Origin of the sequence: Pseudomonas sp. FW300-N2A2 (genome assembly GCF_017351735.1) — a bacterium.
GTDB classification, from domain to species: Bacteria; Pseudomonadota; Gammaproteobacteria; order Pseudomonadales; family Pseudomonadaceae; genus Aquipseudomonas; species Aquipseudomonas migulae.
Map to the genome: position 1 here is coordinate 25011 of NZ_JACNDU010000006.1, position 16243 is coordinate 41253.

At 60.1% G+C, this 16243-nt stretch carries 14 protein-coding genes and 1 pseudogene; 6 read left to right on the forward strand and 9 right to left on the reverse strand.

Going from position 1 to position 16243, the window contains the following annotated elements:
• The first annotated feature begins 182 nt into the window (after nucleotides 1-182).
• Complete coding sequence (gene fecA, locus J4E42_RS10885) at nucleotides 183-2516, forward strand: TonB-dependent Fe(3+) dicitrate receptor FecA (protein WP_207285252.1); 2334 nt, start codon at nucleotides 183-185, stop codon at nucleotides 2514-2516.
• Between the two features lie 212 nt (nucleotides 2517-2728).
• Here fecA and J4E42_RS10890 read toward each other — a convergent pair whose 3' ends face one another.
• On the reverse strand, nucleotides 2729-3136 hold the full coding sequence (locus J4E42_RS10890; RefSeq protein ID WP_008025327.1) for an HPF/RaiA family ribosome-associated protein: 408 nt from the start codon (nucleotides 3134-3136) through the stop codon (nucleotides 2729-2731).
• A gap of 213 nt (nucleotides 3137-3349) precedes the next feature.
• On the reverse strand, nucleotides 3350-4297 hold the full coding sequence (locus J4E42_RS10895; protein ID WP_008041817.1) for a LysR substrate-binding domain-containing protein: 948 nt from the start codon (nucleotides 4295-4297) through the stop codon (nucleotides 3350-3352).
• Between the two features lie 135 nt (nucleotides 4298-4432).
• Between J4E42_RS10895 and J4E42_RS10900 the strand changes: the two genes are divergently transcribed.
• From J4E42_RS10900 to J4E42_RS10910, 3 genes are all read left to right on the forward strand, one after another.
• On the forward strand, nucleotides 4433-5809 hold the full coding sequence (locus J4E42_RS10900; protein ID WP_207285253.1) for an L-serine ammonia-lyase: 1377 nt from the start codon (nucleotides 4433-4435) through the stop codon (nucleotides 5807-5809).
• Nucleotides 5810-5872: 63 nt separating this feature from the next.
• On the forward strand, nucleotides 5873-7174 hold the full coding sequence (locus J4E42_RS10905) for an HAAAP family serine/threonine permease (RefSeq protein ID WP_207285254.1): 1302 nt from the start codon (nucleotides 5873-5875) through the stop codon (nucleotides 7172-7174).
• Between the two features lie 275 nt (nucleotides 7175-7449).
• The gene (locus J4E42_RS10910) at nucleotides 7450-7767 is read left to right on the forward strand and encodes a DUF3509 domain-containing protein (protein WP_008025323.1); all 318 of its coding nucleotides are present in this window, start codon (nucleotides 7450-7452) and stop codon (nucleotides 7765-7767) included.
• On the opposite strand, the gene J4E42_RS10915 is transcribed toward J4E42_RS10910, so the two are convergent.
• Nucleotides 7764-8264, reverse strand: coding sequence for a phosphate-starvation-inducible protein PsiE (locus J4E42_RS10915; protein WP_192417342.1), 501 nt, complete (start codon nucleotides 8262-8264; stop codon nucleotides 7764-7766). The two genes, J4E42_RS10910 and J4E42_RS10915, sit on opposite strands and share 4 nt — an antisense overlap.
• A gap of 357 nt (nucleotides 8265-8621) precedes the next feature.
• Between J4E42_RS10915 and J4E42_RS10920 the strand changes: the two are divergent.
• Nucleotides 8622-8861 (forward strand): annotated as a pseudogene (locus J4E42_RS10920) (YebG family protein); the annotation flags it as partial.
• A gap of 164 nt (nucleotides 8862-9025) precedes the next feature.
• Here the strand turns inward: J4E42_RS10920 and J4E42_RS10925 are convergent.
• The 3 genes from J4E42_RS10925 to J4E42_RS10935 all read right to left on the reverse strand — a co-directional run bounded on the left by J4E42_RS10925 (nucleotide 9026) and on the right by J4E42_RS10935 (nucleotide 11405).
• The gene (locus J4E42_RS10925) at nucleotides 9026-9457 is read right to left on the reverse strand and encodes a hypothetical protein (protein WP_008041821.1); all 432 of its coding nucleotides are present in this window, start codon (nucleotides 9455-9457) and stop codon (nucleotides 9026-9028) included.
• On the reverse strand, nucleotides 9454-10227 hold the full coding sequence (locus tag J4E42_RS10930) for a hypothetical protein (RefSeq protein ID WP_207285255.1): 774 nt from the start codon (nucleotides 10225-10227) through the stop codon (nucleotides 9454-9456). Before J4E42_RS10930 ends, J4E42_RS10925 begins: the two co-directional genes overlap by 4 nt.
• A gap of 158 nt (nucleotides 10228-10385) precedes the next feature.
• On the reverse strand, nucleotides 10386-11405 hold the full coding sequence (locus J4E42_RS10935) for a Glu/Leu/Phe/Val dehydrogenase dimerization domain-containing protein (protein WP_008025318.1): 1020 nt from the start codon (nucleotides 11403-11405) through the stop codon (nucleotides 10386-10388).
• Nucleotides 11406-11577: 172 nt separating this feature from the next.
• Here J4E42_RS10935 and J4E42_RS10940 point away from each other — a divergent pair, with 172 nt between their 5' ends.
• Entirely contained in the window at nucleotides 11578-12381 is an 804-nt protein-coding gene (locus J4E42_RS10940; protein WP_008025317.1) for a SirB1 family protein, read from the forward strand.
• Between the two features lie 446 nt (nucleotides 12382-12827).
• On the opposite strand, the gene maiA is transcribed toward J4E42_RS10940, so the two are convergent.
• Genes maiA through hmgA form a run of 3 tightly spaced genes read right to left on the reverse strand, consistent with a single transcriptional unit; the run spans nucleotide 12828 to nucleotide 16088 of the window.
• Entirely contained in the window at nucleotides 12828-13463 is a 636-nt protein-coding gene (gene maiA / locus J4E42_RS10945) for a maleylacetoacetate isomerase (RefSeq protein ID WP_207285256.1), read from the reverse strand.
• Between the two features lie 12 nt (nucleotides 13464-13475).
• Nucleotides 13476-14780: a fumarylacetoacetase gene (gene fahA, locus J4E42_RS10950; RefSeq protein ID WP_207285257.1), complete on the reverse strand. Its 1305-nt coding sequence runs from the start codon at nucleotides 14778-14780 to the stop codon at nucleotides 13476-13478.
• A 3-nt stretch (nucleotides 14781-14783) separates the two neighbouring features.
• Nucleotides 14784-16088, reverse strand: coding sequence for a homogentisate 1,2-dioxygenase (hmgA, locus tag J4E42_RS10955; RefSeq protein WP_207285258.1), 1305 nt, complete (start codon nucleotides 16086-16088; stop codon nucleotides 14784-14786).
• Nucleotides 16089-16243 lie beyond the last annotated feature (155 nt).

Consider the following 16243-nt stretch of genomic DNA (forward strand, 5'->3'; position numbering starts at 1 on the left):
ATACACCGCCTTCGCCGGCAAGCCAGGCTCCTACAGTTACGGTGTTTGTTCAGAAATCCTGTGGCAGCGGGGTTGCTTGCGAGAGCCCCCAAAAATATTCACACAACCGTGAGCCGTTTTTCAGATCTGGCGTGACAGAGAAAGAAAGCCACCTTGATTCCACCTTCTCAGGATCGTCCTCCATGCACCCCACCCGCCTCACCCCGCTGGCCCGCACGTTGCGCCAACTCTTGCTGGGCGCCAGCCTGAGCTTCGGCGCGTTGCCACTCGCCCACGCAGACGATGCCAAGCCGTACCACATCGCGCCATCGTCGCTGGAAAACGCCCTCAACCAGTTCGGCCGTGAAGCCGGCGTGTTGATTTCGTTTGGCTCGCAAGTCACCAGCGGTGTGCAGAGTCGTGGCCTGGAGGGCAACTACACCGCCGAACAGGGCTTGAACGCCTTGCTCGAAGGCACCGGCCTGCAGGCCCGCGCCGAAGGCAACAACGCGTTCAGCCTGCAACCGGTGGGCAATGCTGCGCTGGAGCTGGACACGTCCAAAGTGGTCGGCGACTGGCTCGGCGATGCGCAGCAAATCAACGTCTTCGAGCATCCCGGCGCGCGTGACGTGATCCGCCGCGAGGAGTTCGAACGCCAGGGCGCAACCCAGGCCAGGGACGTGCTCAACCGCATCCCCGGCGTCAACGCGCCGGACAACAATGGCACCGGCAGCCATGACATGGCACTGAACTTCGGGATTCGTGGTCTCAATCCGCGCCTGGCATCGCGCTCGACGGTGTTGATGGATGGCATCCCGGTGCCCTTCGCGCCTTACGGTCAGCCACAGTTGTCGTTCGCGCCGATCAGCATGGGCAACATGGACGCGGTCGACGTGGTGCGCGGCGGCGGCGCGGTGCGTTACGGCCCGCAAAACGTCGGCGGCGTGGTCAACTTCGTGACCCGCGCGATTCCCGACGAGCCCACGGTGAAAGGCGGTTTCCAGACCGAAACCAGCCCCTCCTCCAGCCACGACGGTTTCAAGACCACCGGCAACCTGCTGGCCGGCGGCACTGGCGACAATGGCCTGGGCGGCGCGTTGTTGTATTCCGGCACACGCGGTGGCGACTGGCGTGAACACAGCGACACCGAGATCGACGACCTGATTCTCAAAGGCAAATACCAGCTCGACGACGCCAACAGCTTCAACGCCATGGCCCAGTATTACGAAGGCAAGGCCGACATGCCCGGTGGCCTGAACGTTGCCGATTATGATGCCGATCCGTACCAGTCGACCCGCCCGAAAGATCAGTTCTGGGGCCGCCGGACGATGTTCAACTTCGGCTATCGCTATCAGGAAGATCGCCGCGAATTCACCGCTAACACCTTCTTCACCAAAACCCTGCGCAGCGGCTATCTGGATCAGGGCACGTTCCTGTCGCTGTCACCGCGCGAGTACTGGGTACGTGGCCTGGAAACCCGCTTCGCCCAAGGCTTTGATGTTGGCCCGACCAGCCATGAAGTCGGTGTCGGCTATCGCTACATCAACGAGGCCGGCCACGAACTGCGCTATCGCACGCCGATTGCCAGCAACCAATACCCGACCACCAACAGCCGCAACGATCGTGATACACGCGGCGGCACCGAGGCCAACGCGTTCTTTATCGATGACCGGATCGACATCGGCAAATGGACGGTGACGCCGGGTATCCGCTACGAAATGATCGAATCGCAACAGACCAACAACCTGACGAACGAGAAGTACAAGGGCGACTACAACACCGCCCTGCCGGCGCTGAACGTGCTCTATCACCTGACCGACAGCTGGAACCTCTACGCCAACACCGAAGGTTCGTTCGGCAGCGTGCAATACAGCCAGATGCCAAACCGCGTGACCAGCGGCGAAGTCAAACCGGAAAAAGCGCGCACCTGGGAACTGGGCACCCGCTACGACAACGGTGCGTTACGCGCGGAAATCGGCGCGTTCCTGATCAACTTCGACAATCAGTACGAAAGTAATCAGACCAACGATTCGGTGATCGCTCGGGGCGAGACTCGCCATCAGGGCATCGAAACCAGCGTCAACTACGCACTCGATGATGTGAGCCCGGCACTGGCCGGTTTCGATGTCTACGCCACGTACGCCTATGTGGACGCGACCATCCGCGAAGACGGGCCGAACAAGGGCAATCGTGTGCCGTTCTCCTCGAAACACAAGGGCACCGTGGGCGTCGGTTACACCGAAGGCGCGTGGAAGTTGAACCTGGACAGCAGCTATCAGAGCGACCAGTTTGCCGACAACGCCAATACGTCGAAAGAAAGTGCCGACGGCAGCACGGGCACGATTCCTGGCTACATGCTGTTCAGCAGCCGCGCGGCGTATGACTTCGGGCCGAAGTTGTCGGATTTGAATGTGGCGGTGGGGGTGAAAAACATCTTCAACCACCAGTACTTCACACGCTCGTTCGATGACAACAACAAGGGCAAGTACGTCGGGGAACCGCGGACGGTGTATGTGCAGACGTCGGTGGCGTTCTGATCTGAAACTGAACAGCCTCGCTGCAATTCACCCCTGTAGGAGCGAGGCTTGCCCGCGAAGGCGATTTAACGAGCGACATATGCGCTGGATTTCCGGGCCTCTTCGCGGGCAAGCCACGCTCCTACAAGGAATCGCGGCGCCGCGATAATCGGCACAAACAACAACGGGCCTGCAATGCAGGCCCGTTTTTCGTTGGGACGTTAAATCAGGCGTCAGCCGTTTTGTGCAGCCTGTTCATTCTCGAGAAACTCGTCTTCCAGCAGCGCATCGGCTGCACGCCTCTCAAACGGCACCACAGCGGCACGTGGTTTGCCCCGCAGTTTGCCGAACAGATGTTCCAGTGCATGTTCGAGTTTTTCAGCCGCACCGTCGATCGCCAGTTCCAGGTTTTCGGCTTTATGGGTGACAGAAATCGGTTGGTGGCCTTTTGGCCGCGCTTCCAGCTGGCAGCGCAAATCATGGGGACCGGGCTTGTCGCCGTTCTCGTCCCGCAGATGGACCTCGACGCGTGTCAGGTCCTCTTCATAACGTTCGAGCGTGCTCTCAATGGTAGTACGTACCCACTCCTCCAGTCGGATGCTGCTTTGAATATGGTTATCGCTGTTGACTTGGATTTGCATAGTTCATCCCTTATTTCAGCTAGCTCGCGAGAGGCCCCTCGGCTGGCCCTTGGGCGTCATCACCGTGACCTCTTGGTTACACAATCGGTCTGTACGACGAACAATTCAACCCCTGAAAAAAGATAAATTTTCATACGCAAAAAAAGCCGGACAAGGAGCAAAAGCGCTGTTAAGGTCGGGAGTTGGGTCGCTTCACTTCTTTGTCATAATTACTCACATCTGCCGCTCCGCCAGCGGGTGCAGGCTGCGAAAAATACCCGCCTCCTCTACCAGCCAGTCATGTACTGCGCGCACGCCCGGATGGCTCAGCGCCCCCGGCGCATACAGCAACACGTAACGTTTGTGATTGGGCACCGCCAGACCGAACGGCACAATCAACGTCCCGCGCTCCAGCTCATCGTTCAACAGCGTTCGCCGCGCAATCGCCACGCCCATGCCGGCAATCGCCGCTTCGATGGTCAGGTGATTGCGATTGAACGTGTGCCCGCGCCGCACGTCCGCGCCTTCGAAGCCGATGGCGTTGAGATAGAACTCCCACTCCGCGTACTCGTAACTGCCGCGCCAGGCCGTAATGTCGTGCAACAGCGGAAAGTGCGACAGGTCTGCCGGGCCATGCAACGGCGGCCGCCCGCGCAACAGACTCGGCGCGCACACCGGGAAGATCTGTTCGTCGAGCAAGGTTGTGGATAACAAGCCAGGGTAGCTGCCGTCGTTCAGGTCGATGGCCAGGTCAAAGTCGCCCTCATGCAACGGCACGCTGCTGTCCTCGGCCACCAGGCGCAGCTGAATGTCCGGAAAACGCTGCTGCAAGCGCGGCAGACGCGGGGTCAGCCATTTGCTCAGGAACGATGGAATCGACCGTACCCGCAGAATTCCGCTGATCATTCCCGCGTCCAGTCGTCGCAATTCCGCGTCGATGCTGCCGTAAGCCTCGTTGACCGTAATGGCCAGTCGCTGGCCTTGCGCGCTCAACTCCACGCCTCGGGCACGCCGGTGGAACAGTCGAAACCCCAGCCGCTCTTCCAGTTGTCGGATCTGCTGACTGACCGCCCCCGGCGTGATGTGCAGTTCTTCGGCGCAGCGGGTGAAGGACAAGTGCCGTGCGGCACAGGAAAACACGTGCAGCCAGACGTAAGTCTGGGCGTGCAATTGGCGACTCATTGTTTAGTCCTGCTAAAGGCTGTCTTAGGAAGTTTCGTTGGTCACGTAGGACCGAGGTAGGCAGTATCGCCGACATTGCGCTTGTCCTACAAAAATGGCAGCGATTTCTCTTCCATTGCTTGTATAGGCTTTAGCATGGCTATCAGTGTTTTTGATCTTTTCAAAGTCGGCATCGGTCCGTCCAGTTCTCACACCGTCGGCCCGATGCGCGCCGCCGCGACCTTTGCCCAGGCACTGATTGACCAGCATTTGCTGGACGCCGTACGCCGAGTGGAAATCCGCCTGTACGGCTCCCTTTCCGCCACCGGCGTCGGCCACGCCACCGACCGCGCCTGCGTCATGGGCCTGATGGGCGAATGGCCGGACAGCATCGACCCGACCAGCATCGACAGCCGCATCAAAACACTGCTCGAGACCGGCGAACTGAATCTCGCCGGCAAAAAAACAATCGCCTTCAACTGGCAACGCGATCTCCTGCTGCTCGACGAGAGCCTGCCCTACCACCCCAACGCCATGTCGCTGACAGCTTTCGGAGACACCGGTGAGCTGTCGGAGCAAACGTACTACTCGATCGGCGGCGGTTTCATCATTGAAGCGGCCGAAGCTGAGTCCGGCATCGCGCCGACCAGCGACGTGGTGCTGCCGTACGATTTTTCCAGCGCCGCCGAATTGCTCAAGCTCTGCAATCAGCATGGCCTGCGGGTTTCCGAGTTGATGATGGCCAACGAACGGGCCTGGCGCAGCGAAGCCGAAATCCGTCAGGGCTTGCTGCACATCTGGTCGGTGATGCGCGAGTGCGTCGAGCAGGGTTTACGCCACGAAGGCATCCTGCCCGGCGGTCTGAATGTTCCGCGCCGCGCAGCGAAATTGCACCGCAGCCTGTTGGAAATCGGCAAGCCGAATGTCATCACTTCGACACTGTCGGCGATGGAATGGGTGAACCTGTTTGCCCTCGCCGTGAACGAAGAAAACGCCGCCGGCGGACGGATGGTCACCGCGCCTACCAACGGCGCGGCCGGGATCATTCCCGCCGTCCTGCACTACTACATGAAATTCAACCCGGACGCGTCGGACGATGACGTCGTTGCGTTCTTTTTGGGCGCCGCGGCCGTAGGCATTCTCTGTAAGAAAAACGCCTCGATCTCCGGCGCCGAAGTCGGCTGTCAGGGCGAAGTCGGTTCGGCGTGCGCCATGGCCGCCGCCGGTCTGGCCGACGTACTGGGCGCCACGCCCGAGCAACTGGAAAACGCCGCCGAAATCGGCCTGGAACACAACCTGGGCCTGACCTGCGACCCGGTCGGCGGCCTGGTGCAAGTGCCGTGTATCGAGCGCAACGCCATCGCGGCCGTGAAGGCGATCAACGCCACGCAAATGGCCCTGCGCGGCGACGGCAAACACTTCATTTCCCTGGACCGGGTGATCCGCACCATGCGCGATACCGGCGCCGACATGCACGACAAATACAAAGAGACTTCACGGGGCGGCCTGGCTGTCAGCTGGGTGGAGTGCTGAGGAGCATTCCCGACCGTCCGCAACACGTGAGCCCGAGCAAGAATAATAACGAGGCCAATAACGATGACCGATGTACGTACACCTGCTGCCGATAATCCTGCTGTAGACCTGACACGCAATACAGAAACAGCCCACAAGGGTTGGAGCAAACACGACACCACCTGGATGCTGGGCCTCTACGGCACGGCGATTGGCGCCGGCACGCTGTTCCTGCCGATCAACGCCGGCGTGGGTGGCTTCTGGCCGCTGCTGATCCTGGCGGTGCTGGCGTTTCCGATGACCTTCTTCGCCCACCGCGGCCTGACTCGCTTCGTGCTGTCGGGACGCTCCGGGGACATCACCGAAGTGGTGGAAGAACACTTCGGCATCGGTGCCGGCAAGCTGATCACGCTGCTGTATTTTTTCGCGATCTTCCCGATTCTGCTGGTGTACAGCGTGGCGCTGACCAACACCCTCAGCAGTTTCATGGAGCACCAGTTGCACATCACCCCGCCACCTCGGGCGGTGCTGTCGCTGGGGCTGATCCTTGGTTTGATGGCGATTGTCCGCTGCGGCCAGGGCGTCATCGTCAAATGCATGAGCGTGCTGGTTTACCCGTTCGTCGCGGCGTTGCTGCTGCTCGGCATCAGTCTGATTCCGAACTGGAACGGCGCGTTCTTCGCCACCGCCGGTGACGGCATGCCGATGCCGCTGTTCTTCAAAACGCTGTGGCTGGCGATCCCGGTGATGGTGTTTTCGTTCAACCATTCGCCGATCATCTCCGCCTTCGCTGTCGATCAGAAGCAGCGGTACGGCGAGCAGGCCGAGCGCAAGAGCAGCGGCATCCTCGCCATTGCCCACGGGATGATGGTGGTGACCGTGATGTTCTTCTGTTTCAGCTGCGTGCTGGCCCTGTCCCCGGCTGATCTGGCGGCGGCGAAGGCACAGAACATCTCGATCCTGTCGTACCTGGCCAACCACTTCCAGACCCCGGTCATTGCCTACGCCGCGCCGCTGATTGCGCTGGTGGCGATCACCAAATCCTTCCTCGGCCATTACATCGGCGCCAGCGAAGGCTTTCAGGGCCTGATCGTGAAAAGCCTGCGTGGCCGTGGCCGGGTGATGTCGGCGAGCTGGCTGAACCGCATGACTGCATTGTTCATGATCCTCAGCTGCTGGGCCGTGGCCACTTTCAACCCGAGCATCCTCGGCATGATCGAAACCCTCGGCGGGCCGATCATTGCGTGCCTGTTGTTCCTGATGCCGATGTACGCCATCCGCCGCGTGCCGGCTTTGCGCCAGTATTCGGGCCAGGCGTCGAACGTGTTCGTGGTGTTGATCGGTCTGATTGCACTGTCTGCGATCATCTACTCATTCATGCCCTGAAACGGGCAACGTTCTTGTAGGAGCGAGCCTGCTCGCGATGGACTTCAGAGCGCCACGTTTACCCGGTAAACACGCGTTATCGTTGACGAACATCGCGAGCAAGCTCGCTCCTACATTGTTCGACAATCTTTCCGGCATGCCCCTTGCTACATCCCTGACGAGGCAAAAAGGATGTTTGAAAACCTCAGCGAGCGACAGGCCAATGGTCCGGTGTTGCGAACCAACCCGATCATGGCCGGTCAACAACTGCACGTTCAATCAGGCGGTGACGCATCATGGACAACCCTTTTCAGCTCATTACCGATGCCTTTGCACCGGATTACCAGATCAACCTGAGCATTCAGGGGCTGGACGGCAGCATCATGCTGACCCTCTCCAACAGCGGCCGCGTCGTGGCCAAGCGAATGATCAGCGCCGAACAACGCAATGACCCCAAGCGCCTCAAACGCCTGGTGCAAAGTATTCAATTCGGCATCGCCATCGAGCAGGGTCACAGCGCAATGACCATCCTCGAAGCCATGACCGACAGCGACAATCGCACCCCGCCGCCGCCATCGACCAAAGCCCACCCGCGCCCCGCCATGCGGTTTTAAATCTCGCCCTTCTCCACTTCGGGATGCTCACCGGAACCCGCACCGGTCTTGCGTTGCGGGTGTTCGATCTTCACCGAAGGGAATTGCGACGAGGCGTAACGCACCACCAGAATCGCAAACGCCAGCAGCAGAATCCCGCCGCACAGGTAAATGATGCCCAGGTCCGGCGGATTGTGGTGCGAGACGTTGGAGATCAACAACCGCGTCAGCGCGGTGATCGCCACGTAGATCAGGAAACGCACCGGCATGTGATTGGTCTTGAAGTAAATCCCGACCATTGCGCCCAGTTCGAGGTAGATGAACAGCAGCAAGATGTCGTCGATCTTGATGTGCCCCGCTTCGATCATCCCCAGAAACTCCATCACCGCCGCCCACGCGGTCACCGCACCGATGGCGAACAACGCCAGGTAGTGGAAAGTCTCGACGAACAGATTGCCCAGGGATTCGGCCAGTTGGTGCACGTTCTGCCGCAGGTTCTCGGCCCAGTTGATTTTCACGATGATTCTTCCTTAGCTCGGTTCGAGCGGATGATGCGGGTTGGACGTGACGGTTGTTCTGCATGCAGAAAAAAGGCCAGAGGTTGATGGTGAGATGGCGATAGGCTGCCAGTGGACACTTTTGTGGTGTCTGGACGGGCGCCTTCGCGGGCAAGCCTCGCTCCTACCTAGCGGTATTGCCCTGTAGGAGCGAGGCTTGCCCGCGAAGGGAACGCCACGATTCAACTGAACAAACGCTGATTTCGGTCTACATTAAAAAGCCACTACCCAAAGCGCAGGGATTCGCTTATCCTTTTCGCTGTATAAAAACACAGTGGTCGAAACAGACAACTATCGTGAAGGCATGTGAGGTGGTGAATGGCCGTCGAAGTGGTATACCGCAGCAGCCGAGATCTGGAGCGCTTGTTCATGGATAAAGCCGAAGCTGACCGTCATGACAAAATGCTCGAACTGGCCGAATTGCTGGCTGAAGTGTTGCAAAAAGCCGTTCCGTCCCTGACCGAGCAGCAAGTGGAAGAAGCCGGGATCTACATGGCGAAGAATCGCGATGTGTTCGCCAAGGCGTTCAAGAGCCAGCCGGATGCGTTGTCCGAGCTGCTGAGCGCGCCTGTTGAAGTCGCGGAACAGGTTGAAGTGGCAGAAACAGCTGAGCCGACCAAGCCAGCCAAAGCCGCTAAAACGCCGAAGTAAGCAACACCCGAATTGAACAGGCCCTGAGTCGAATGACTCAGGGCCTTTTTCATGCCTGCGAAAAACGCGGCTCAAACCGTTCGCGGCGTTCGCTCGTCTGCAGCTGTCGAGCTTCCACGTACTGACGCACCCCATGGCGACTGCGGAGAAAGTCCCTGGATGACGTAGAGATACGTTTCTTGCGCAGCGTAGTCGAGCACGCTGATCAAACCGCCGACATAGCTACCGTTGTAAAGGAAACCATCAAAGTTATAGGTCACTGTGAAGGTGATCTGTGCCTCGGCACTTTTGCCCGAGGCCTCGATGATCGTGCCCGCCAACGTTGCTGGCGATACGGTGCTTCCCTCGTACGGGATCGGATCCTGGTAGAAATCCGGTAGCGCCAATGCGCCCGTCACCGAATCGGTGTCGAACGTCAACGTGCCGCTCTGCCAAACCTGCAACCCGTTCGGGTTGGCGCTCGCGTCGAACAGGCTGACGGAGAAGGTGTAAGAAGTGCTCATGATTTCACCCATGGCTGTTCAACGACGTTCAACAGGTAGACCTCTTCACTGTCAGGCGTCAGTGAAAACAGGTAGCCATTGTTGAGGAAGTCCTCGTGATCGCTGACATCGATGGGCCAACCGGGGTACTGATTACCGTCGGCGTCCAGCACCCACATGAACTTGACGTTGTAGTCTGTCGGGGTGGCCGATTTGTAGACACCGCCGGCGACCTGCGTCCCGTCGTCAAACCGCGCCCACGCCATGACGACCGGCGAGCCAACACTGATTTCATCGGGCACCGGGGTATTGCCCTGCATGATCAGCGTCCACGCCTCTTTACCGCCTGCAGGAAGCGTCATTCGCGCAACGTATTGCGGCGTCGGCGATCCTGCTGCCTGTCCCGTAACGGCACCCTGACCAACGCCCGTGCCCTGCGCGACATTGAGGGTATAACCAAACGTGTTTTCACCGGGCTGCTGCACCGGGCCGGTGATGGTGCAGATCAGGCCATTTTGCTGGGCGACCTCCACGTAGGGGTCCCAGGAACCGGGCGTCGATCCCGAATTGATAACGCAGTTGATGGCCGGGTTTTCAGACTGGTAGAGGGTGAAGAAGACGTTGCCGTCGTTGTCCCATAAACCGGTGCTCACCGGACCTGCGGTGCCGGGGGTGAAAATAGTGATCTGCCCGCCGTAATTGGCGCCGTTATCGTCGCTGACAAACGACACGCCAATATCAAGGCTGGAGTTGATCGTGAAATTGCAGGTGAGAGAAGAACTGGAAGACATGATTCGCTCCTTGAAATCACGAAAAAGCAGTGCGCCAGTCATGATTGCCCAGACGCTGGCAGGCCCTCATCAACCGGGCGGGTGGCGTTGCGCCATCCCGCTTGCAGCGTAGTCAGGTCTTTAGAATTTGCCAGCGAGGTGAAGGACGCGGCGAGCCTTTACCGGTACAAGACTTTCTCCGCCAACTCGTCCGCCACTCGGGCGGGGGAACGTTTCTCAGCCTGGGCATGGGCGAACACTTCGGTCAGCCGTGAGCTGATTTTCGACAAGTGTGCGGTGATGGTCGTCAGCTCTTCGCCACGGTGTTTGAGCGACACGTAAATCAGCCCGCCGGCATTGATCACATAATCCGGCGCATAAAGAATGCCTCGCCGTTCCAGTTGATCCGCGACATCCAGATGAGTCAGTTGGTTATTCGCCGAACCGGCCACTGCCGAGCATCGCAGTTGCGTAACGGTGTTGCTGTTGAGCACGCCGCCGAGGCCGCACGGCGCGAGAATATCGCAGGGCGTGCTGAGCAACGCCTCGTTGGCAATCGGGTGAGCGCCGAGTTGCTCCATCGCCAGTTGCACTTTGCCGTGATCGATGTCGCTGACCAGCAGTTCGGCACCGGCAGCGTGTAACTGCTCGGCCAAGGCATAACCGACATTGCCCAGGCCTTGAATGGCCACGCGCAGGCCTTCGAGGTTGTCGCTGCCCAGGCGGGCCATGGCGGTGGCACGAATGCCGGTGAATACGCCCATCGCCGCGTGAGGCGCCGGGTCGCCCGCCGAAGTGGTGCTGGTGACGTGCTGGGTCTGTTGGGCGATGCAATCCATGTCCGCCACTGAGGTACCGCTGTCGATGGCCGTGATGTAGCGCCCGTCGAGCTGATTGATGCAGCGCCCGAACGCTTCGAACAGCGCGGCGCGGTTTTCCACATGGACCGGTCGAACAATCACCGCCACGCCGCCACCCTGAGCCAGGCCGGCCAGTGCCGCCTTGTAACTCATGCCTTGAGCCAGACGAATGGCATCCTCGACCGCGGACTCGTCGCTTGGATAGGCAAGGTAACGACACCCGCCCAGGGCAGGCCCCAGACGGCTGTTATGAATAGCAATGACCGCCTTCAACCCGGTGACCGAGTCGACGCTCAGATGCAGCGATTCAAGGCGAGTGCTTTGCATGAGAGCGAACATCGTAGGGGCTCCCGAATCACTTCTTGTAGTCGCCAGTATAGGCTTGCGCCCAAAATTTGCAGAAGCGCACCGGAATAAGCGGCGCCGCCATTCAGGCTTTCGGACATAACCTGCGCGGCACTGGACGAATGCCGCAGGGGAGGCTAAAACGAGGCATGTCCCGGAGATTTTGATGACGCCCCGCCAACGCTTTTTCGACTGCCTGCAACGATCACCGCCCGCGCTGTTCGAAGCGGCGCTGTGGATTGCCGTCGAGCACGATAAAGAGGTGGATCCGCAGGCGGTACTGGCAAATTTCAAGGACCTGCAACAACGCGTCAGTTACGGCTTGCCGATGTTGCCGGTCAGCGAGCTGGCCCAGCCGCTGTTGCGACGCCTGAATGATCTGGGATACGCCCAGGACGATTTCACGCCATTGCGACCGCAAGTGGCCTTGCTCGACAAAGTGCTGGAGCGCCGACGTGGCCAGCCATTGGCCCTGGGCCTGATTGCACTGGAACTGGCCAGAGGCCTGGAAATCCCCCTGGTCGGGGTCAACTTCCCAGGGCATTTCCTGCTGCGGGTTCCGGGGGCCGATCACCTGCTGGACCCTTGCGGCGGTCGACGGTTGTACCCCAACGATTGCCGGGAACTGCTGCAACGCCAGTACGGCCCGAACATGAAACTCAGCGCCGAACATTTGCTGACGGCCGAGCCGGTGCAAATGCTCCAGCGGTTATCACGCAACCTGCGCCAGTTGCACCTTTCCCACGATGACTACATTGGCGCGTTGATCGACGCCGAACGTGTGCTGGAACTGGGCAACGCCAGCGCCTCCGATTACCTGGCCCGGGCCAGCCTTTACCAGCGGCTGGACTGCCCGAACGCCGAGCGTTTCGATCTGGAGCATGCGCTGCTGCTCAGCGACGACCCGATCCAGCGGATCCGCCTGACCGAACGACTCGGCCACCTGCCCCCCAACTCAATCGTCCACTGAACACCTGCAAGCGCCGGCTTGCTGGCGATTCAAACGCCGCGGTCCGTCAGGAACACCGCGTTATCGTTCATCGCCGGCAAGCCGGCTCCTACAAAAAACTGCGCGGTATTTGACCCTGTAGGAGCTGGCTTGCTGGCGATTCAAACGCCGCGGTCAGTCAGGAACAACGCGTTATCGTTCTTCGCGAGCAAGCTTCGCTCCTACAGGGAATTGTGCGGCAATTGCACCTGTAGGAGCCAGCTTGCTGGCGATTCAAACGCCGCGGTCCATCAGGAACAACGCGTTATCGTTCTTCGCGAGCAAGCTTCGCTCCTACAGGGAATTGTGCGGTATTTGAACCTGTAGGAGCCGGCTTGCTGGCGATTGAGACGCCGCGGTCAGTCAGGAACACCGCGTCATCGTTCATCGCGAGCAAGCTTGCTCCTACAGGGGGCGGTGTGATGTTTTCAAGGAGTGTCTGGCTGATTGGCCGGGTGCGCTTTCATGAACGCTGGATGCGTCGCCGCCAGCGTCGCCACTCGACGAATCCGTGGGTATGCCTCCAGCGAAATGTTGAAACGTTCAGCCGCGTACAGCTGCGGAATCAGGTACACATCCGCCAGCCCCGGTTCATTGCCGAAGCAATAACCTTCATCACCAATCAACTGTTCCACCGTCGCCAACCCTTGGCTGATCCAGTGCCCGATCCACTCGACCACCTGCGGTTCATCGTGGCCCAACTGCCGCAGCCTGTTGAGCACGCTGACGTTGTGCAGCGGATGCACGTCGCAGCCAATCACCGCCGCCACACCGCGCTCATGCGCGCGAGCGGCAAGGTCTTTGGACAGCAGCGGCACCTGTGGATAACGTTCCTCCAGGTACTCGATGATCGCCGGTGACTGGATCAGCAACTCGCCTTCGTCGGTGCGCAAGGCCGGCACCCGGCCTTGCGGATTGATCGCCAGGTACGGTGGCTGGCGATGCTCACCGCCCGGCGGCGCGATCAGGTTGATCGGCAGCGCCCGGTAATCCAGGCCCTTCAACGCCAAGGCGATACGCACCCGGTAAGACGAAGTCGAACGGTAGTAGGTATAGAGTTCCATGACCCGTTCCTCTTAACGCGCCGGCAGCACTTTGCCGCGGCATTCGCCGAAACCGATGGAGGCAAAACCGTCGCGGCTGCAACGGGCGCGCAGGATGATTTCGTCGCCGTCCTCAAGGAATTTACGCACTTCGCCGGAGGCCAGTTCGATCGGCTTTTTACCGCCCTCGGTGATTTCCAGCAGGCTGCCGAACTGACCGTTTTCCGGCCCCGACAAAGTGCCCGAACCAAACAGATCGCCGGCCTGCAACTGGCAGCCGTTGACGCTGTGGTGCGCGACCATTTGCGCCACGGTCCAGTACATGTGTCGGGTGTTGCTCAGGGTCAGGCGATGGGCCGGCAGGTTCTGCTCGCGCATGCCTTCGGTCAGCAGCAGCACTTCCAGTTCGATGTCGAAGGCACCCGCGGCCTGGTCACGTTTGTCGAACAGGTAAGGCAGCGGCTGCGGATCGCCTTCCGGACGCGCCGGTTGCGCACGACGGAACGGCTCCAGCGCTTCGGCCGTCACCACCCATGGCGAGATGCTGGTAATGAAACTCTTCGACAGGAACGGCCCCAGAGGCTGGTATTCCCACGCCTGGATATCCCGCGCCGACCAGTCGTTGAGCAGGCAGAAACCGGCGATGTGATCGGCGGCGTCGCCGATGGGAATCGAGTCGCCCATGTCGTTGCCCTGGCCGATCCAGATGCCCAGTTCCAGTTCGTAGTCCAGCCGTGCACACGGGCCGAAGGTCGGTTCGGTCTGACCGGCCGGCAGGGTCTGGCCTTTCGGACGGCGAACGTCGGTGCCGGACGGGCGAATGGTCGATGCGCGGCCGTGGTAACCGATCGGAACGTACTTGTAGTTCGGCAGCAGCGGGTTGTCGGGACGGAACAGTTTGCCGACGTTTTGCGCGTGCTCGATGCCGACGTAGAAGTCGGTGTAATCGTTGATTTTCGCCGGCAGGTGCATCTCGCAGTTCGCCGCCAGCGGCAGCAGTTTTGCACCTTGGGCTTCGATCTTGCCGTGCAGGGTGCTGCCTTCCTTGAACAGTTCGATCAAGCGCTCACGCAGGGCAACACGAGCCTCGCGGCCGAGTTCGAAAAACGCATTGAGCTGACCGCCACGGGTGGCTTCGACCGCCGCTTTTGCAGCGCCGTCGAACAGGCCGGCGTCGAGTGCCGCTTGCAGATCAAAGATGTGTTCGCCAATCGCCACGCCACTGCGCGGCGCAGAGCCCTTCACGCTGAACACGCCCAGCGGCAGGTTTTGCAGGGGGAAGTCGACATGGCCGTTGGCGGAGGCAACCCAGCTACGAGTGATGGAAGTCTGAGTCATGGGTTATCTCCGGGTCGGGTCGAAAGTGGCGGGCAGCGTGGCCCAGCAGGCATCGTAATGGGGTTGCAGTTGTGGGCAGTCGAGGGCGAAGCGACTCGGGCGCAGCACCTGGCTGGTCTCGAACATGAAGGCCATGGTGTTGTCGATTTTCGCTGGTGCGAGTTCTGCGTTGATTGCCTTGGTGCAGGTTTCGCCGTCCGGGCCGTGGGCGCTCATGCAACTGTGCAGCGACGCACCGCCGGGCACGAAGCCTTCGGCCTTGGCGTCGTACTCGCCCTTGATCAGGCCCATGAATTCGTTCATCAGGTTGCGGTGGAACCACGGTGGACGGAAGGTTTTTTCGGCGACCATCCAGCGTGGCGGGAAGATCACGAAGTCGAGATTGGCCAGGCCATGGACGCTGGTCGGCGAAGTCAGGACGGTGAAAATCGAAGGATCCGGATGATCGAAGCTGACCGTACCAATGGTGTTGAAACGGCGCAGGTCATATTTGTACGGCACGTTATTACCGTGCCAGGCGACCACGTTCAGCGGCGAATGATCAAGCTCGCAACCCCACAACTGGCCGAGGAATTTCTGCACCAGGGTGGTCGGCTGCTTGAGATTTTCGTAATGAGCGACCGGGGTCAGGAAGTCCCGTGGATTGGCCAGACCGTTGCTGCCAATCGGTCCGAGGTCCGGCAGGCGCAATGGCGCGCCGTGGTTTTCCGCAATATAGCCACGCGCCTGCGGGTCGAGCAGTTCGACGCGAAACTTCAGACCGCGTGGCAGCACGGCAATTTCCAGCGGCTCGAGTTCCAGCACGCCCAGCTCGGTGGCAATGCGCAGGCGGCCCAGCTCCGGCACCAGCAGCAGTTCGCCATCCGCGTTGAAGAACACGCGCTCCATGGAGCGGTTGGCACGGTAATGGTAAATGCTGATTCCGGCCGGTTTTTCCGCCGCCGAATTGGCGGCCATGCTCACCAGCCCGTCAATGAAATCGGTGGGCTCGGTCGGGATGTCCAACGGGTTCCAGCGCAGGCGATTGGGGGTCACTTCACCCAACGGTCCGCCGGCCAGTTGCCGATCCAGTTTGACGAATGCCGGGTGATTGGCCGAGGGCTGAATGCGGTACATCCAGGTCCGCCGCGCTTCGGCGCGAACCATGGTGAACGCGGTGCCGGAGAACAGCTCAGTGTAGAGGCCGTATGGGGCTTTTTGCGGGGAGTTCTGGCCGACGGGCAGTGCGCCGGGCAACGCTTCACTGCTGAACTCATTGCCGAAACCGGACTGATAAGCCAGCGCGGGCGCCGTTGAATCGAGGTTCATGGAGCCTCCTGAACAGGGAGTAGGCAATGGCCTGTCGCTCTGTTGCAGAGGTCTCGGCACGCCTGGGTTATTTTTATCGTAATTCAATTACGCATAACGTAATTTGATTGGTATTGACCGTCAAGCTATAAAGACGCCCATTCGTCCCGGGATCA